Genomic DNA, 18110 nt, shown 5'->3' on the forward strand with positions numbered 1-18110 from the left:
GCTACTGCAAGACTTGTTCGGCGCATCGGCGGACGAAGGCGGTGCTGGCCTGCGGATGCGCGACCGGAAGCATATGGCCTCCGTCGGTCATCTCCAGCGTCGCGCCTGGAATTGCGGCTACTGCCCGGTCGCCGTCGATCGAGGAGGCGATCACCTGGTCGTCACGGCCATAGAGCAACGCAACCGGGATCGTCAGTTCAGGATAACGGCTGACAATTGCGGCAAGGTCGACGTCGGCGCTGGCCAGTTCGACCAGCGCGGCGTTCACCGAAACCGGACGATCACCGAGCCCCCCGCCACCGCGCGTGCCGAAATCGGCCGGGACGGGATCGGGCGCGAAGATCTTGCCCCAACGCAAACCATACGCAGCACGGCTGATCGGCGTACCGATCAGATTGGCGAATATCGAGCGCGCCCGCGGGCTGCCTTCGATCGCATTTGCCACCGGGACGGGCATCGCCTCGGGTGGCTGCGTCATCGGCGCCAGCAGCGCGAGGCCGGCGATCGAACCGGGATGGTGCGTCGCCACGCCGAGGGCGACCGCACCGCCGAGCGAATGACCGACGAGCAGCGGCGGACGATCGAGCGCGAGCGTGTCGATGAACCCTGCGATGATTGCCGACTGGCCAAGGATACCTGGCTGCTCGCCAGTAGATACCGAATAGCCCGAGCCGGGCCGGTCTACGATGATGACACGGTACCCGTCGGCCAGCGCAACGGCGACACCGTAGGAGAAGTTGCGCAGTTGCGCGCCCAGCCCGTGGATCAGGACGATCGGCGGTCCCGCACCGCGATCGACATAGTGGATCCGTGCACCCGCGATGGTGATGAAACGACCGTCCGCGGGCACGTCCTGCTCGATCCGCTTGGTCGCCACGCGAGAGTAGACTGCGGCTGCTGCCAGCGTCGCAGCGATGATCCCAGCCGAGCGAAGTGCGATCGAGCGTTTCGGGGTGTCATCGGAAACCGATCTGGACGCGAAGAAACGGCGCATGTCGGCGAGCAGCAATTCGGGTTGCTCCAGCGCGGCGAAGTGGCCGCCCGCAGGCATCTCGGTCCACTGGACGATTTCATAGGTCTTCAGCGCCTGCGAGCGCGGCGGCGGCGGGAAGACCGGGTCGGGGAAGACCGCGACACCGGTCGGTACGGTAATCCGCGTTCCCGTAGGAAAATTGCCCGAATCCTCCAACACGCGGCCGCGGTACATCCAGATCGATGTCACGAACGACCCCTCGACCAGATACAACATGATGTTGGTGAGGAGCAGGTTCTCGTCGAACGCCTGCCAAAGGTCGGGGTGGCCGTGCGCGTCGCGCGGCACGTCGGCCCATGTGCCGAACTTCTCCAGGATCCACGCCGCAACGCCGACCGGGCTATCCGACATCGCCACGCCGAGCGTCTGTGGGCGCGTGCCCTGCTCCTGCGAATAGCCGGTTTCTTCCTTGGCGAGCTTGGCGCGCTTCGCGGCCCAGGCGACCTCGTCGGGCTTTTTCGGCACCGCGTCTTTGGCCTGGAGCAGCACCATGTTCAGATGGAGTCCGGCGATCGCATCGGGATGCGCGTGCGCCATCCAGCCACCGATCGCAGAACCCCAGTCGCCACCCTGCACGAGATAGCGTCGCGTGCCGAACAACTCGACCATCAGGCCGTGCATGAGTTCTGCGGTCTGCTTCGGTCCGATCGGAGACACGGGGCGGCCCGAAAACGCGTAGCCGGGCAGCGAGGGGACGACGACGTCGTGACCGTCGGCGACGAGTGGCGCGATCAGCGCCTCGAATTCGAGGAACGACCCCGGCCAGCCGTGCAGCAGCAGTAGCGGGGGACGTGAGCCATCGCCCCGCGCATGAATGAAGTGGAGGCTCTGCCCCTGCACGTCGGCCGTAAACTGCGGCAGCATATTGAGCCGCCGCTCCTGCGCGCGCCAGTCGTAGTCCGCCAGCCAATAGTCGACGATCCGCTTCAGATCGGCGAGGCCGACGCCTGACTGCCAGCCCCCCGCATCCGGCATAAGGCTCCAGTCGAACGCCTCGACCTTGGCGCGGATGGCGGCGAGCCGGTCGTCGGGTACCGCTATGAAGAAGGGTTCTGCCATGTCTCGATCCTGCCGAAGGGGGTAAATCCTGCTTCCCCGATTGAAAGCCTAACGTCGAACGCGCGAAAGCCGCCGAAAGGCGCTTCGAAGCGGGATGAGCGGACGGCTGCTTTTGGGAAGCGGGTACGGCGGTTTGGACGTCTGGAATTGGGTCCTTGCGGCGAAGTTTCGTCCTATTCGATCTCCATGCCACACTTCCACGCGCCGTCACTCAGGAACGCCGCTACGTTGTCCCCCAGTTCAGCCGTAGCGTAGCCGCCTTCCATCACGACCACGCTCGAGACGTTCATGGCCGCCAGCCGCGCCGCCAATCGGGTGAAATCGTCCCGTTCGAACGCGAAGTGGGAAATCGGATCGCCTGCAAAGGTGTCCGCACCGAACGACACGATCAGCAGACGCGTACCGAACGCCGCGATCGCCGCCAGCGCGCGGTCCAGCGCCGGTTGATAGCCCGCCCAGTCGGCTCCCCGCGGCAGCGGCAGGTTCAGCGTCGTACCGATCCCCGCGCCGGTCCCGCATTCGTCGGCATGCCCCCAATAGAACGGATAGTCGGTCGCCGGGTCGGCGTGGATCGATACGAACAGCATGTCCGGATCGGCTGCGAAAATGTCCTGCGTGCCGTTGCCGTGATGATAATCCACATCGAGGATCGCGACCGGGCCGAGCCCCCTCCGGCGCGCCTCCGCCGCAACGACTGCGGCATTGTTGATGAAGCAATAGCCGCCGAGATAATCGGCGCCGGCATGGTGTCCGGGCGGACGGCACAGCGCGAACGCGGCGCGCTGCCGGTCCTGCGCGACCATGTCGAGCGCGGTCAGCGCGGTCTGTGCCGACCAATAGGCCGCGGTCCAGCTGTCTGCGGTTATCGGCGTCCCGGCGTCGTAGCTGTACCGGCCGAGCCGCGCATCGATCCGCGTGAGGTCGAGGTTGCGCCGGCCCACCACCGGCCAGGTATAGCCGATCGCATCGCCCGCGCGCCCCGCCGCGATCCAGTCGCGATGCGCGACCTGAAGAAACTCCAGATACGCCGCGTCGTGCACAGCGGCCAGCGGCCCCATGCCGTGGTCGCGTGGCGGTATCGCCGGACCGACCGCCGCCAGGATCGTCGCGGCCCGGTCCGGGGTCTCGTTGTAATCGGTCCAGCCGCCATTGTGCAGTTCGCGCAGCGGCGCATGGGATAACTGGCGCGGATCGAATATCGTGATCATGCGAACGTCCCGTCGACGCAACCCTGGGCGAAGGCATAGAAACGCGCCATCTTGCGGTTCTCGGCCTCGCGCCCGATGCTGCCCTGGTGCCCGGCGGCCATGTCGGTCAGCAGCATCGCAGGGCGCGGGGCGGTCGATCGCGCGCGCACCTCGGCGACCAGCTTGGCCGGCTCCCAATATCCGACCCGGTCGTCCTTCAACCCGGCGGTGGTCAGCAGCGGCGGATACGCCGTGCGCCGGACATTTTCGTAAGGGGAGATCGAGGCCATGTAATCATAGTCCACCGCGCTCGACAGCGGATCGCCCCAATCGGGCCGGAACAGCGGCACCAGCGGATGATCGGCATCGCTCATCGTATTGAGCATGTCGACGAACGGCACCGAACCGATCACCCCGGCCCACAGCTCGGGCGCGGCGTTCATCGATGCGCCGACCAGCAGTCCGCCCGCCGACAAGCCGTAGGAAACCACCTTGTCGCGCGCGGCGTGGCGCTCGGCGATCAGGTGCCGCGCACAGGCGATGAAATCGCCGAAGCTGTTATGCTTGGCGTGCAGTCGCCCGTCGAGGAACCAGCGCCGGCCCTTTTCCGATCCGCCGCGAACATGCGCGATGGCGTAGCTCCAGCCGCGTTCGACCAGGACCGTCGGTGCGACATCGAACAGCGCCTCGCTCGACACGCCGTACGCGCCATAGCCATAGAGCAATAACGGTCCGGTGCCGTCGGCGACGGCGTCCTTGCGCGTTAGCAGCGTAATCGGCACGCGTTCGCCGTCCGACGCGGTCGCGAACAGCCGCCGCACCGCGAAACGGGCCGGATCGAACCCGCCGATGCGCTGTGTGGCGATCACCGTGCTGCGCCCGCTGGCCAGGTCGACGTCTATCCAGCGCGGCGGGCTGGCCGGCGTCTCGATCATCGCCCGGCACGCGGTGCCGCGATGGTCCTGCCCGACCGGTATGGTCAGCGCATAGGCATCGCCCGAGATCGCGACCTGCCGCTCCCCGCCGCCCGGCAGGGTCAGTACCATGCGCGGCAGCACATCGCGCCGCTCGAGCCGCACCAGCGCGCCCCGGAACGAAGCGATCTGAAGGATCTGCGTGCCCGCGCGGTGCGGCACCAGATCGCCGCGTTCGGCAAAGCTGCCGCGATCGACCCGCGCGATCCGGCCGTCGAGCGCCGCCGCATCCTCGATCAAGGCGACCAGATCGCCATTCCATTCCTCGACCGAATAGCGCCGCCCGCTGGCACGCGGCCATACCACTACCGGTGCGTGCGTCTCGGACTTGGCGGGGATCAACCGCACCTCGCTCGTATCCGGCCCGGACAGCGTGATCGCCACGAACCCGTCCGCCGCGGTGCGCCCGATCTGCATGAAGATCGCCGGGTCGGCCTCCTCATACACCAGGACCCGCGCGCCGCCCTTCACCGGCGTGCGATAGACGCGGGTCGGCCGGTTGCGCGCATCGCGCCAGATCCAGAACAACCAGTCCGACGAGGGCGAGAAGATCAACCCGCCATAACCGTACGCGTCGCTGTCGACGAGCGTCCGTACCGCGCCGCTGGCGATGTCGCGCACGCAGATACGGTGCCGGTCGTTGCCGCCGACATCCTCCGCCCACGCATAGCACGTCCCGTCCGGGCTAACCTGTTGTCCGGTGGTACGATAATAGGCCTGGCCGGTCGCGCGTACCGCCTCGTCCAGCAGCGTCTCGACCACGGACGATCCGATGCGGCGCCGCGAATATCGCGCATGCGATCCGTCGGGATACGCTGTGTCGTAGGCCCATCCGTCGCGCGTGAGATTGGGCTCGGCATCGCCGAGGGGCGCGCGCGCCTGCATCGTCTTGAAGAACGCGGCCTCGTCCGCCGCCACGCGGTCCAGCACCGCCTTGGCATAGGCATTCTCCGCCAGCAGATGCTCGCGCACCGGCGCGGGCAGTGTCTCGATGCTGCGTTGCCCGCTGGCGGGAACGTATTTGATCCACGCATAGGGGTCGGTCCGTGTCCGGCCGACCTGCGTGCGCACCGACGGGATGCGCGCCGTGACCGGCGGGGTCGGCAGCGCGCCGCCGGCGGCGCGCGCGGGCGCCGTCACACCGCTCAGGATCGCGGCGGTGCCGGCCTGCGCCAGGAAACGGCGGCGTGATACGGCGGAGGGGGATGTGGCGAGCGACATGGCGATCGGCGTTCCTCATGGGGCGGTCTGGAACGAGGGTAGGGGCGGGTGCCCGACCGCAGCAATCGCTACGTGAGACCTCGCCGCCAGTTTGGCCCGATCGCAACAGCCATCGACCCAGCTAGCGCGGTCATGACGCTCGAAAGCATCGCAAATGCTCGTAACCTTGCAACGGGACATTTCGAAGGGGGCGACATTGCGCAACAATATTTCATTTTCCTGCCAGGTCAGCGCCATTGCTCTGATGGCCATCGCACTCGCGCCCGCGGCCGCGTTCGCCCAGTCCGCGGCTGCCACCGATACCGACGCGACGGATATCGTCGTCACCGCGACGAAGCGCGACGAATCCACGCGGGATATCGCCGGTTCCGTCTCGGCCGTCACCGAACAGGATCTCCAGCGGCTCAACGCGCAGAGCCTGTCGGACTATATCACCCGTGTCCCCGGCGTCGTGTTCAACGATTACCAGCCCGGCGTGTCGGAGGTGGTGATCCGCGGCGTGGCATCGACGACCTATCACGAGGCGAACCAGGCTACGACCGGCTACTATATCAACCAGATTCCGCTGGTGGAGCCAGGCTTTCCGCTGGTCATTCCCGATATCGATTCGTTCGACGTGAAGCAGGTCGAAGTCCTGCGGGGCCCGCAGGGTACGCTGTTCGGGTCGTCGTCGCTGGGCGGCGCGATCAACTATGTCGTCAACGAAGCCGATCCGTCGGCGATCGATGCCGGGGCCGAGGGCATCCTCGCCTCCACCCGGCGCTCGGGCGAGGCGAGCTATGCGGCCAAGGCGATGATCAACCTGCCGATCATCGCCGACAAGCTGGCGGTGCGCCTGGTCGGGCTGCAGCGTTACGATGCGGGCTATCTCAGCAATACCGGCACGGGGGAAAAGGGCAGCAACGATCTGCGCGTACGCGGCCTTCGCGGCTCCATCGTCTTCACGCCGACCGAAACGACCAAGATCGCCGCGCTGGGACTGTATCAGGAATATGATCTCGACGATCAGACCTATGTCCAGTTCGGTGCCGATCCCTACGCCAGGACCTATGATCGCAACACCAATGTCGACGAGTTCCAGGATACCGAGATCCAGCTCTACAGCCTGCGGCTCGATCAGGAACTCGGCTTTGCAAACCTCACCGCGATCGGCAGCCATACCATCAAGAAGGCCAATCTGGCGTTCGACGATTCGATCTTCGGCGGCAACGATCCGCGTACCAATACGCCGCAGCTGTCGAGCTCGGTCGGCAAGTCGACGACCGATTACGGCGAGCTTCGCCTCGCCTCCAGCGGCACCGGGCCGTTCACCTGGCTGATTGGCGGCAACTACACCAAGCTGCGCTCGGATTCGACCGATGGCGCGTTCGTCGAGGGGATCGGCGCCTATATCGATGCCAACCCGGCATCGTTCGGGGGCCAGGCGGGGAGCGTGCTCGCACCCGGCGATCTGCTTCGCCGCACCATCGGGACCAGCCGCGTGCGCGAAATCGCGGCATTCGGCGAACTGTCCTACACGCTTGCCGACGTCCTCACGCTGACCGTCGGCGGGCGGTTGTTCGAATACAGGTCGCGGCCGCGACTGCAATTCCTGCCCAACGCCGCGCTGATCGCGCCGTTCGATTACGCGCCCGGCACGCGCAAGGAATCGGGGTTCGTGCCCAAGGCCTCGCTGTCCTACAAGCCCAGCGACCGGCTAACCGTGTACGGCCTCTACTCGGAAGGATTCCGGATCGGCGGGATCAATACCTACGCAGTAGCGACGGGCGTGCCGCTCGAATTCGCCAGCGATTCCACGCAGAATTACGAGGTCGGGGCGAAGTTCGATCTGGTGCCGGGCGCGATGTCTTTCGATATCGGGGCGTTCCACATCAAGTGGAACGACATCCAGTCGCGACTGTTCACGCCGGTCGATTTCAACGCCTATACGGTGAACGGTGGCGGCGCGAAGATCGACGGGATCGAGATGTCGCTCGTCTTCCGCCCGTCGCGCAACCTGACGTACACCGCCAACCTGACCTATAACGATGCGCGCCTGTCGGGCCTGTTGCCGGACAGCTCCGCCCCCGGCGGCGGCTATGCCGCGGGCACGCGACTGCCCGGCGCATCGGAGTGGATACTCGCCAACCAGCTCGACTTCGAACTGCGCGATTCGCCGCTGCGTCCGCGCATCGGCATCGCGCATCGCTATCTGTCGAAGGCGCCGGTCGCGTTCGGCGCAGCGCTGGAAAAGGGGGACTACAGCCTGATCGATCTCAATGCCGCGATCCGCGTCGCGGACGGCATCGAGGCGGGCGTATTCGCGAAGAACCTGTTCGACGAATATGGTATCCTCAACGCGCCCTTCTCGTTCGCGGGCAGCGTCACGCGGCCTCGCACGATCGGCGCCAGCCTGCGCTTCGGACTGCGTTGACGATCGGGTCGACGATTGCGTGATCGGCGCGAAACGGGCAGTTCGGCGCTGATCGGGGTCATAGTGCGGGGATCGAGACGATAGAGCATTCGCACAATTTCGAAACCTGTGCCCGACCGGTGTGCGGCCTGACCGACGAATACCCGGCGGGTTTCGTCGATCCGGTCCATACCCATGACCGTATCCAGGTGCTCTATGCCTGTTCAGGCGTGATGTCGGTGGTCACGCCGGCGACCAGTTTCGTGGTCCCCCCGCACCGCGCGGTCTGGCTGCCCGCAAACATGCCGCACGAAGTGTCGTGTCGCGGTCCGGTGTCGCTGCGCACGCTCTATATCGATCCCGCGCTCTACGCGCAGGCGCCGGAATGCCGGGTGATCGAGGTCAGCGATTTCCTGCGCGCGCTGATCCTCAAGGTCGTCTCGTTCGGCCACGAATATGATTGCGACGGCCATGCCGGCCGCATCGTCGAAGTGTTGCTCGACGAAGTCGCGACGATGCCGATCGCGCCCTACGGCGCGACGATGCCGAGCGACGAGCGGCTGCTGCGCGTGTGCAAGGCGATCCTAAGCGACCCGGCGGACAATCGCGATGTCGATCAGCTCGCCTGCGTCGCTGGGATGGCGCGTCGCACCTTCACTCGCGCATTCAAGCGCGAGACCGGGATGGGCTTGGCCGTATGGAGGCAACAGGTGCGTTTGATGCAGGCGCTGTCGCTGATGGCGGCGGGGCGGCCGGTCACGACAATCGCGTTCGACGTCGGCTATGACAGTCCGAGCGCGTTCACCGCGATGTTCCGCCGCGCCTATGGCGTCCCGCCCAGCATGTACGCACTGCCGTAAATCGCCAGCTGGCCCGATTGCGGCGATGTTTGGCCTGACCGCCGTCTTCGCGCGACCGGACAGCCCCTATCACATCGACACGGGGCCGGCAGCGCCCGAAACGGAGCAGGACGAGGCATGACTTCCACGATCGAGGCAATGGCCGAGCACGATGACGTCGATCCTGAGATCCGCGGGTTCATCGCCGCGCTGAACCACGGCTACGGTCAGTTCTCCGATTTCGACGCGCTGCCGCTGCCTGAACGGCGCGCGGCGGCGGAGACGGTACGGGAACGGTGGCGCGCCGGTGGCCCTGTGATGGCTGAGACGACAGAGACGGTGATCGCTGGCTGCCGCGCGCGGCTGTATCGCCCGCACATGGAGGCACGGACCGAGCCGCCACCCGCCTTGCTCTATGTCCACGGCGGCGGCTGGACGATGTTCAGCATCGACACGCACGACCGCCTAATGCGCGAATATGCCGCGCGCGCCGGCATGGTCGTGATCGGCATCGATTATAGCCTGTCGCCCGAGGCCAAATATCCGGTCGCGCTCAACGAAGTGGTCGATGCGTTCCGCGCGCTGCGCCGCGACGCCGCCGCGCTGGGCATCGATCCCGCCGCGATCGCGATCGGCGGCGACTCCGCCGGGGCGAACCTTTCGGTCGCAGCCTGCCTGGCCTTGCGCACCGTAGACGAACCGTTGCCCGCAGCGATGCTGCTCAATTACGGCGCGTTCGATCCCGCGCCGACGCCGAGCTATGCGCGGTTCGACGGCCCGGCGTATATGCTGACGATCGCCGAGATGGATCGCTTCTGGGACAATTACGTCGCCGATCCCGCCGCGCTCGCCGATCCGCTCGTGGCGCCGCTCAACGCCGACCTGGTCGGGCTCCCGGCGACGTTCCTGGCGATCGCCGAGTGCGATATCCTGGCCGATGCCAATTTGGCGATGGCCGCGCGTCTGAAGGCGGCCGACGTCGCGGTCGAGGCGCAGGTCTATCGCGGCGCGACGCACAGCTTCCTCGAGGCGATGTCGATCTCGACGCTGGCCGATCGCGCGCTCGACGATGCCGCGCATTGGCTCGCCGCCCGGCTCGGCGCGCGCCGTTCATGAACTTCGTGCCGCATGCGCCGGCGGATATCGCCGCTATGATCGCGTCGCACCCGCTCGCCTGGGTGGTCTCGCGCGATTTCGATGCCACCCCGCTGCCGTTGCTCGCGGAATGCGACGGGCAGGGGAGGCTGGTGTCGCTGTTCGGGCATTATGCCCGTCGCAACCCGCAGGTCGCCGTGTTCGAGGCCGATCCCCGCGCGCTGATCCTGTTCAACGGACCGCAGGGCTATGTCTCCCCAAGCCTGGTGTCGAACCCGGTCTGGGGCGCGACCTGGAATTATGCCACGCTGCGCATCGTCGCTGAGATCGCGTTCGTGGCGAGCGAGACCGATGTCGCGCTGCGCCGGCTCGCCGCGCATCTCGAGCCCCAGGGCGGCTGGCAGGTCGATGCGATGGGCGATCGCTACGACCGCATGATCGACCATATCGTCGCGTTCCGCGCGACCGTGACTTCGTGCGAGGCGGTGTTCAAGCTCGGGCAGGACGAGGCCGATGGCACCTTCGCGGAAATCGTCGCCGGCCATCCGAACCGCGATCTGGCCCGCGCGATGCGCGATCAGGGCGATCGCCGCCCGCCGAATCCCGAATGACGCAAACACCCGCCTGAAAGGCCACCGCATGACGTTGACCCAAAGGATCCTGGCCGCGTTGGTCGCCGGCCTGGCGTGCGGGCTGCTACTCACCCGATTTCCCGATCTCGCCGCGCGCGTAACGCCGGTCGCCGAACTGATCGGCAAGGCGTGGGTCGGTGGCCTGCGGATCACCATCGTGCCGCTGGTGTTCGCGCTGATCGTTACGGGTATCGCGTCCGCTGCCGATGCCGCGCGCGCCGGCGGCGTCGCGGGTCGCGCCCTGCTGTTCATCGCGATCGGCCTGACCGGCTCCGCGCTTGTCGCGGGGCTGGTGGTCGAGGGCCTGCTGGCGATCTGGACGGTCGAGCCCGGCGCGCTCGGCAGTCTCGGCATGGCCGGCGCGCTGCCCGCGCACGCCACCGCGATCACCGGCGACTGGCTGCTGAGCGTCATCCCGGTCAATCCCATCAAGTCCGCGGCAGAGGGTGAGATGGTCCCGCTGGTCGCCTTCGCGCTGCTGTTCGGGTTCGCCGCCACGCGTATCGACGGGACCAGGCGGATCGGCCTGATCGGCCTGTTCCACGGCCTCACCGACACGCTGATGGTGATCGTCCACTGGGTCCTTCGGCTCGCCCCGATCGGCGTCTTCGCGCTCGCCAGCGTGGCGGGGTCGCGCGCCGGTATCGCCGCCGCCGGCACGCTTGCGCAGTACATTGCCATCGTCGTCTGTGCGTGCGTGGCGGTGACGCTGCTGGTCTATCCCGTCGTTCGTGTCGCCAGCGGGGTCGGCATCGCCCGGTTTGCCAAGTCGGTCGCACCGGCGCAGGCGATCGCGTGCAGCACGCAATCGTCGATCGCCTCGCTCCCGGCGATGATCGATGCGACCAGCGGCCCGCTCGAGATCCGTGAGCCGGTGCGCAACGTGGTGCTGCCGATGGCGGTGTCGATCTTCCGCATCACCAGCGCCGCCGCCAACTTCGCGGTCGCCTTGTACGTGGCGGCGCTGCACGGCATCGCGATCGGCCCCGGCCTGTTCGCCATTGGCGCGATCGTCGCGACCGTGGTCAGCCTCGCGGCGGTCGGCCTGCCGAGCCAGGTATCGTTCTTCACCTCGATCGGCCCGGTCTGTCTGGCAATGGGCGTACCGGTCGAGATCTTGCCGTTGTTGCTCGCGGTCGAGACCATCCCCGACATCTTCCGCACGATCGGCAATGTCACGGCGGACGTCGCACTGACGCTGATCGTCGATCGAGCCGATAGCTAGTCGCGATCCGTTCACGAGGGCGTTCGTGACTTGGCCGCGATATTGTTGTCACCAAGGCATATGGCACATCCGCCGCCAGCTTAAGAGCATCGAAATGCTCTTTGCGCACCGCAAGCGTATCTTGAAGCTGAATCGATTGGGCTGCGAGGCCCCAATCGCACCGAAGACAAGTTCCTCCTCGCAGCTAGCGCGCAGAACATTGCAAGATGGCCAGATCATCCGATGCCAGAGCGCATGACATCTGCCTAAGGCGGAGTGAGCGTGTAGTTCGGTTTGAAACCCCGGGCCTGCCGCGGACGAAACGAACTTTTTCAACCCGATCTGCCCATTCTAAGCCGTACAAACAGCTGATCCGGGCCACCAAGAGCTGCCGTCCAATCAAATGAACGAATGGCTAAAGTTGGGAGCCGGTGAATGGCGCTCAAATGTCGGGTTGTGGGTCAGCCGAGCATCCGGTACGAGTATCGTCGGAAGGACGAACTTCACCCGGTTTGACGGATCTGGCCCGAGCTTAAGCTAAAAGCCGGTGACTTATCAATGCCGTCAACGAGTATTTTAAAAGTCCGCAGTCGGAAGCCCACTAAGCGATGAGTTATGTGTCGGTGTTACGCACCGCGCGGCTCCGGAAATCGCGGCTCAACGAAGAATATGCCGCATTTCATGACTTAGGTTCGACCGATCGAATATCGATTGCGACGTAGTCCGCTACTTGGTGCTACAACGGCAACGCAGTTGTTGCTTTGATTTCCGACAGCGCGACGGTCGAGGTGATCTCTTGAACACCCGGCAACCTAGAGAGTTTTTCGAAGAAAAATCGCTCATATGCTTCGATGTCGGCGGTAACAATCTTGAGCATGAAATCTACCGGCCCGATGAGTACAAAACATTCGAGCACTTCGGGGAAATGCTGGATCGCATTCGTAAATTCGTCAAGGTTTGTGCGTCCGTGCGCGTTAAGGCGTACTTGTGCAAAGATCTGGGCATTAAGCCCAACCTTGCGCCGCTCCACTAACGCTACTCTTCGCTTGATGAAGCCATCGCGCTCGAGTCGGTCAATGCGGCGCCAGCACGGTGAAGCGGAAAGCCCTACCGCCTCGGCTACGGCGGCAGTCGACAGGCTAGCGTCATGCTGCAGGATCCGCAAAATTGCTCGTTCCCAAGAATCTAGGATTTCGGTCATAATTTTCTAAATATCGTAGAATTGCGGTGAACTGAACCCGATTTCGGAGCTTTGGAGCTAATATCGCTAAAGTCTCTCCTCTGCCCCTCAGCTAGAACGGCAGAGACGCAACGAGGGGAAAACAAGTGAATTTTGCGGGCGAGTTGATGGCGTTGCCGGAGGAAGTTGTACCTCTGAACGATCCAGAGAGCGGGCTTACGGGCATCATCGTGCTGCATTCAACCCGGCTGGGGCCAGCAGCGGGGGGATGCCGCCTTTGGAACTATTCCTCCGCGACTAAGGCGGCAGAAGATGCAATGCGATTGGCTCGCGGCATGACATTCAAGAATGCTCTTGCAGGGTTGCCACTGGGCGGAGGCAAGGCAGTGATCCGCCAACCAGACCGTCCCTTCGACCGTGATGCGCTGTTCCGCGCATTCGGGCGCGCAATCGAGACACTAGACGGACGCTATCTCACGGCGGAGGACGTCGGCACTACCGTTGGCGACATGGAGATTATCGCGCACCAGACGCGTCACGTGGCCGGTCGCAAGCCCAAGCCCGGCCTGCCAGGCGGCGATCCATCCCCTTGGACTGCACGAGGCGTTTTCGAGGCGATGCAGGTTGCTGTCGAACTTCATCTCGGGGCCTCGCTCGCCGGACTGACAGTGGGAGTCCAAGGCCTCGGCAACGTCGGCTTCGCCCTGTGCGAGCTGCTGCACGAAGCTGGTGCCAAGCTGATGGTGGCGGAGCTTAACAGCGCCGTTGCTGCGCGGGCGGCAGTGCGCTTTGGGGCGCATGTTTTGACGTCGGAAGCACTGATCGATGCCCGGATAGACGTCCTTGCACCCTGTGCTCTAGGTGGCACGATCGACTTTGTCGCCGTAGGGCGCCTGCGCGCCCGCGTGATCTGCGGCGCCGCCAATAACCAGCTGTTTCACGATGACATTGGGCGCGTGCTTGCCGATCGGGGTATACTCTACGCGCCTGATTATCTGGTCAATGCCGGCGGGATCATCAACGTAGCTGGCGAGCATTTCGGCTGGGCGCAAACTACGGTGAGCGATGGTGTCGCGGCGATTGGGCCGCGGCTACGCGAGGTCCTGGGCCGTGCCAATGACAGCGGACTGTTGCCACTCCAGGCGGCGGAAGCGGTTGCGCTTTCCCGGATCGAGGCCGTTCGAGGGCGCCATGTGCTCGCCGCGTGATGGTACCGCTTCGCCATCACTCGATCGGCTAAGCCACGCCGACTGGCAGTTCGTTATCGACTGCGCGCGCGATATTCAGGTCGTGGTTCGGCTGCTCGGCCTGTTGGCGCAGCGCGATCTGGGCATCCGTTCCATCTCGATGAGCAGCCTGGGGGAGGATGCCGCACTGGCGCTCCGGGTCGAAGGGCTTTCCGATCATCAGGCCGCGATCATCATTGAGAAAATGCGCGGCGTTATAGGCGTGACGCACGCGACTTTGACCCCGCGGTAACTGCCGCGATCCCGTTTATACGATGGAGTGTGCTATGACCGCCACCGACCAAATTCCTCCCGCGGGCGCGGCTGCCGATTGGACTATCGCGCAGCAGTGGGACCGCTACACTGCCGAGGAACATCAAACCTGGGACGCGCTGTTCGCCCGCCAGGCGCGCTTGCTTCCTGGCCGGGTCGCGCCCGAGTTCCTCAAGGGGTTGGACATGCTGCGGCTCAGCCGGACGGGCATTCCGGACTTCGCCGAACTCAGCGAACGCTTGATGCGGGCGACGGGGTGGCAGGTGGTTGCCGTCCCCGGGCTGGTGCCGGACGAGGTATTCTTCGACCACCTCGCCCACCGCCGCTTCGTGTCCGGCAACTTCATCCGCCGGCCGGAACAGCTCGATTACCTACAGGAACCCGACGTGTTCCACGATGTATTCGGACATGTCCCTTTGCTCGCAGACCCAATCTTCGCGGATTACATGCAAGCATATGGCGAAGGGGGGCGGCGCGCGGCACAGCTTGGCATGATTGACCGCCTTTCGCGGTTATACTGGTACACGGTCGAATTCGGCTTGGTGCGATCGGGGGGTGACCTGAAGCTCTACGGTGCTGGCATCGTATCGTCGTATGGCGAGTCCCTGTTCGCGATCGACGATCCGTCACCCAACCGTATTGGCTTCGACCTGAAGCGGTTGATGCGCACCAAATATCGGATCGACGATTTCCAACAGAACTACTTCGTCATCGACAGCTTCGCCGACCTGCTGGACCAGACGCTTAACACCGACTTCGGCCCGCTCTACGACGAGCTGCGCGACGAACCGGATATCGAGATCGAGGCGATGCTGCCAAGCGACACGATCTATAGCCGTGGAACGCAAGCCTATGCACGGGCAAAGACGCCGGAGCCCACGTGACGGTCAACCTGACCGCGTAAACGGCAGGTTGCGCAGCCGGCCAAAGGAAAGACTCATGCCGGCATTGCCGTTGGCGAACGACACCATGCCCGACATCATCGAAAACGGCCCCTTGGGCGCGAGCTTCCAGCGGCCCGCGGCCAATGGCATCATTTGGTAATTGACCGCCCCATGCGCGGCCCGGATCGTCAGCCGGGGCTCGTCCGAAATCATGGCTACCTCGGCATGCGCCCCGATCGCGGGCGCGGTGTAGCGGCCGAGATGCATGTCGATCGCCATCTCCGGATCGGGCATCAGAGGCTCGAGCCGATCATCGTCGCCGAACTCGCTGAAGGTCAGTCCGTCGTCCTCGACACTGGCCCATTGCTGAAAGAAGGATAGAAACTCCGGCAAATGTAGGCGGCCTTTGTCATCGGTGGTGACGGGAATAGGCGGCCCAGCATCGACGGCAAGCAGCTGCAGCTCGCCGTGCTCGACCAGCTCCACGAAGCGGCCATCGCGTGGCGACAGATACAGGCCGCTGCGCTTCTCGAATTGCCGATCCGATCGCGGGATCAATTCCTTGATGCAGACGTCGATGATCCGGTTAGCGAGATCGGCACCCATCACATCGGCGCGGTTCACAGCGATGGCGATATCGAGACCGGCGGAAGGCACTTTGATCATCTGCGCGTTGCCTGCCACGACACCGCCGCCGTGAGAAATCGTTTCGACGCCGCGATACCGATCGAGCACGAGACCGAAACCATAGCCGGTCGATCCGCCGCTCGTCAGATGCTGCGGCTCACGCATCAGCCGCCAGCTCTCTGCCGAGCCGATTACCGGTGCGTCCATGTGCTTTAACCAACGCAGTAGATCGTCCATCGTCGAGACCATTCCGCCCGCGCCGCTAATTTCGGTCCCCATATAATCACGCGTGAAGCGCCCATCCGGCAGGCGAAAATGTAGTGTAGCGCTGTTGGGCAGGAAATTGGTGTCCCAGCGACGTAGCAGCGTGTCGTACATCCCCAGCGGCACGAAGATCCGGTCGCGTAGCAGCGTGTCCAGACTTGCTCCGGCGATCGCTTCGATTGCCGCGGTCAGCAGGACATATCCCCCATTATTGTAGCTCCACGACGTGCCGGGGCAAAATTCCACGTCATCGATGGTCTCATACAGGGCGAGCAGCTGCGCGTCGGTAGTGGCGGCCTGTGCGCCATTAATTACCAGCGACACCGCCATCGCGTCGCGTAACCCGCTAGTATGCCCCATCAGCTGCCGAAAGGTGACCTCGCGGCTGACTGAATGCAGGTTGGGCAGGTACCGGCCGATCGGATCGTCGATTTTGGCACGCCCCTCTTCGCAGAGCAGTAAAAAGATGAGCGCCGCGAAATGTTTGGTGATCGAGCCGACGCGCATGCGCGTGCCTGGTCCGAGAAGAACCGGCAGTTCCATGTTCGCCAGCCCGAAACCGCGGCGATAGACGGGAACGCCATCGATCGCGATCGCAACAGCGGCGCCGGGCAAATGGCCCTGATCAAGGCCGGCAAAGATCGCGTCGATCTTCGCCGCGTCGAGCGTGGCAGTGCGTGTGGTCATGCTGCTTTCTCCCTCACATCGTCTTGCGCCATCCTGCGTGACATCCACCAAAAGCTGGCCGCCGCGAGCAACGCCGATGGGGCCCCGATCAATGCCATGCCGTGACCGAGCATCGCTTCGCCTCCAAGCGCTTGGCTGGCCAGTGCGACCAGCGGTGCCGCCGCCGCGGCCGCCACCGATACGGTGACAATATAAAGTCCAAGCGCGCCGCCGCGCAGCTCGTTGGGGATGTTCAGTCCGATGGCGATGATAGGCAGCGTGATCGCTACCGCGTAAGCAGCTGTGAAGATTACGACCCCGGCCGCGAACCAGCCGAGGCCCGGTGCCATAGCCAGAAACGAGGCAGGTGCGCACAGCAGTGAAGCGTAAACCGCCGGGAGCATCACCTGTCCGCGGCCCGCGCGCTTGTGCGCGGCCTCGCCCAACTTGCCGGCTGCAAGCATGCCCGCAAGCACAGAGACGAGCGAAACCGCGCCGAACCAGCTGGCGAAGTCGCCCGGCTGCTGTCCATAGAGGCGAGTGAGCGCCGGTGCGAGCCAACTAAGGATGGCGCTGGATAGCGCCGACAGGCAGGTGGTGCCTGCGAGCAGCGGCACAAGGAAGCGGCGCCACGCCCATAATTCACGCATGCTACCGCCTGATGCCTGTTGCACTTCCATGCGGCGCGGCTCGCGCAACGATAGCACGGCTGGCACAAGCAGTGCCCCGGCAGCTGCGAATGCGAGCGACAACAGGCGCCACGGTGCCATGCCAGCTAGCAGGTCCGGTCGGGCGGCGGTGAGTTTGACCAGTGCCCCGAGACCCAAGCCACCGATCAAGATAGCGCCTGCCTGTCCCACACCCTGACCGATGCCGTAGGAGGTCGTGGCCATCGCCCGGCGATGCGGTGGAAAATAGTCGGCCAGCAACGAAAGCGCGGCAGGCAGGGTGATCGCGTTGGCTAGTCCAAGCAGTACCTTGCTGGCGACAAGCATCGCTACACTGGTCGACAAGCCGTTAACGAGCAGCCCGGCACACCACACACCCATCGCCACTGTGAGCATTCGAACGCGGTTGGAGCGGTCGACCAACAGCCCCATGGGAACGCAGAACAGGGCGTAAGCGCCATACAGAGTGCTAATGTTGGCAAGACCGACTTCAACGTCGTTTAGCCCGAGGTCAGTCTTAATCGGCTCTACCAGCAGCGAAATCAGGTAGATGTCCATTGCCGTGAAGAACGCGATGCCGATGAGCACGGCCTGCGCCATTCTGGCGCGGCGTAGGTCTGGGTAGCCAGTGTCGCGCATCGCAAGTGGTATCGGCCCAGTATCGCCGGGGCGGCTCCCCGGGAACA

Annotated in this window: 14 protein-coding genes and 1 pseudogene; 8 read left to right on the top strand and 7 right to left on the bottom strand. The window is 64.7% G+C overall.

The features are described 5' to 3' along the window. Position 1 precedes the first annotated feature (1 nt). From VH567_RS12530 to VH567_RS12540, 3 genes are all read right to left on the bottom strand, one after another. Positions 2 to 2092 (bottom strand): epoxide hydrolase family protein, encoded by a 2091-nt coding sequence (locus tag VH567_RS12530; RefSeq protein ID WP_423326594.1) that lies wholly within the window; start codon positions 2090 to 2092, stop codon positions 2 to 4. Between the two features lie 173 nt (positions 2093 to 2265). Continuing rightward, complete coding sequence (locus VH567_RS12535) at positions 2266 to 3300, bottom strand: histone deacetylase family protein (RefSeq protein WP_423326596.1); 1035 nt, start codon at positions 3298 to 3300, stop codon at positions 2266 to 2268. After that, entirely contained in the window at positions 3297 to 5474 is a 2178-nt protein-coding gene (locus VH567_RS12540) for a S9 family peptidase (RefSeq protein ID WP_423326598.1), read from the bottom strand. Before VH567_RS12540 ends, VH567_RS12535 begins: the two co-directional genes overlap by 4 nt. 244 nt (positions 5475 to 5718) lie before the next feature. Between VH567_RS12540 and VH567_RS12545 the strand changes: the two genes are divergently transcribed. The 6 genes and pseudogenes from VH567_RS12545 to VH567_RS12570 all read left to right on the top strand — a co-directional run. After that, the gene (locus tag VH567_RS12545; protein WP_423326600.1) at positions 5719 to 7887 is read left to right on the top strand and encodes a TonB-dependent receptor; all 2169 of its coding nucleotides are present in this window, start codon (positions 5719 to 5721) and stop codon (positions 7885 to 7887) included. Between the two features lie 119 nt (positions 7888 to 8006). Next, positions 8007 to 8726, top strand: a complete 720-nt coding sequence (locus VH567_RS12550) for an AraC family transcriptional regulator (RefSeq protein WP_423326602.1) — start codon at positions 8007 to 8009, stop codon at positions 8724 to 8726. Between the two features lie 117 nt (positions 8727 to 8843). Then, complete coding sequence (locus tag VH567_RS12555; RefSeq protein ID WP_423326604.1) at positions 8844 to 9821, top strand: alpha/beta hydrolase; 978 nt, start codon at positions 8844 to 8846, stop codon at positions 9819 to 9821. Continuing rightward, positions 9818 to 10411: an FMN-binding negative transcriptional regulator gene (locus tag VH567_RS12560; protein WP_423326789.1), complete on the top strand. Its 594-nt coding sequence runs from the start codon at positions 9818 to 9820 to the stop codon at positions 10409 to 10411. Before VH567_RS12555 ends, VH567_RS12560 begins: the two co-directional genes overlap by 4 nt. A gap of 28 nt (positions 10412 to 10439) precedes the next feature. Then, on the top strand, positions 10440 to 11657 hold the full coding sequence (locus VH567_RS12565; protein ID WP_423326606.1) for a dicarboxylate/amino acid:cation symporter: 1218 nt from the start codon (positions 10440 to 10442) through the stop codon (positions 11655 to 11657). A 3-nt stretch (positions 11658 to 11660) separates the two neighbouring features. Next, a pseudogene (locus tag VH567_RS12570) lies at positions 11661 to 11906 on the top strand (IS5/IS1182 family transposase); the annotation flags it as partial. A 466-nt stretch (positions 11907 to 12372) separates the two neighbouring features. On the opposite strand, the gene VH567_RS12575 reads toward VH567_RS12570, so the two are convergent. After that, positions 12373 to 12837 (bottom strand): Lrp/AsnC family transcriptional regulator, encoded by a 465-nt coding sequence (locus tag VH567_RS12575; RefSeq protein ID WP_423326608.1) that lies wholly within the window; start codon positions 12835 to 12837, stop codon positions 12373 to 12375. 125 nt (positions 12838 to 12962) lie between these two features. On the opposite strand from VH567_RS12575, the gene VH567_RS12580 reads away from it, so the two are divergent. Beyond that, positions 12963 to 14024, top strand: a complete 1062-nt coding sequence (locus VH567_RS12580; RefSeq protein ID WP_423326610.1) for a Glu/Leu/Phe/Val family dehydrogenase — start codon at positions 12963 to 12965, stop codon at positions 14022 to 14024. A gap of 28 nt (positions 14025 to 14052) precedes the next feature. On the opposite strand, the gene VH567_RS12585 is transcribed toward VH567_RS12580, so the two are convergent. Beyond that, positions 14053 to 14274, bottom strand: coding sequence for a hypothetical protein (locus VH567_RS12585; protein ID WP_423326612.1), 222 nt, complete (start codon positions 14272 to 14274; stop codon positions 14053 to 14055). Between the two features lie 55 nt (positions 14275 to 14329). Here VH567_RS12585 and phhA point away from each other — a divergent pair, with 55 nt between their 5' ends. Then, entirely contained in the window at positions 14330 to 15199 is an 870-nt protein-coding gene (gene phhA, locus VH567_RS12590) for a phenylalanine 4-monooxygenase (RefSeq protein WP_423326614.1), read from the top strand. Between the two features lie 3 nt (positions 15200 to 15202). Here phhA and VH567_RS12595 read toward each other — a convergent pair whose 3' ends face one another. Continuing rightward, a complete protein-coding gene (locus VH567_RS12595; RefSeq protein ID WP_423326616.1) occupies positions 15203 to 16777 on the bottom strand; it encodes a serine hydrolase domain-containing protein in 1575 nt (524 codons plus the stop codon). Then, a complete protein-coding gene (locus tag VH567_RS12600; protein WP_423326618.1) occupies positions 16774 to 18063 on the bottom strand; it encodes an MFS transporter in 1290 nt (429 codons plus the stop codon). Before VH567_RS12600 ends, VH567_RS12595 begins: the two co-directional genes overlap by 4 nt. Between the last annotated feature and the right edge of the window lie 47 nt (positions 18064 to 18110).

The organism is Sphingomonas sp. 4RDLI-65 (assembly GCF_049472435.1).
Taxonomy (GTDB): Bacteria; Pseudomonadota; Alphaproteobacteria; order Sphingomonadales; family Sphingomonadaceae; genus Sphingomonas.

Bases quoted from the DNA above. Each gene is read 5' to 3' on its own strand.
- VH567_RS12530 (WP_423326594.1), bottom strand. From the start codon at position 2,092: ATGGCAGAACCCTTCTTCATAGCGGTACCCGACGACCGGCTCGCCGCC.
- VH567_RS12595 (WP_423326616.1), bottom strand. From the start codon at position 16,777: ATGACCACACGCACTGCCACGCTCGACGCGGCGAAGATCGACGCGATC.
- VH567_RS12575 (WP_423326608.1), bottom strand. From the start codon at position 12,837: ATGACCGAAATCCTAGATTCTTGGGAACGAGCAATTTTGCGGATCCTG.
- VH567_RS12600 (WP_423326618.1), bottom strand. From the start codon at position 18,063: ATGCGCGACACTGGCTACCCAGACCTACGCCGCGCCAGAATGGCGCAG.
- VH567_RS12540 (WP_423326598.1), bottom strand. From the start codon at position 5,474: ATGTCGCTCGCCACATCCCCCTCCGCCGTATCACGCCGCCGTTTCCTG.
- VH567_RS12560 (WP_423326789.1), top strand. From the start codon at position 9,818: ATGAACTTCGTGCCGCATGCGCCGGCGGATATCGCCGCTATGATCGCG.
- VH567_RS12565 (WP_423326606.1), top strand. From the start codon at position 10,440: ATGACGTTGACCCAAAGGATCCTGGCCGCGTTGGTCGCCGGCCTGGCG.
- VH567_RS12555 (WP_423326604.1), top strand. From the start codon at position 8,844: ATGACTTCCACGATCGAGGCAATGGCCGAGCACGATGACGTCGATCCT.
- VH567_RS12535 (WP_423326596.1), bottom strand. From the start codon at position 3,300: ATGATCACGATATTCGATCCGCGCCAGTTATCCCATGCGCCGCTGCGC.
- phhA (WP_423326614.1), top strand. From the start codon at position 14,330: ATGACCGCCACCGACCAAATTCCTCCCGCGGGCGCGGCTGCCGATTGG.
- VH567_RS12545 (WP_423326600.1), top strand. From the start codon at position 5,719: ATGGCCATCGCACTCGCGCCCGCGGCCGCGTTCGCCCAGTCCGCGGCT.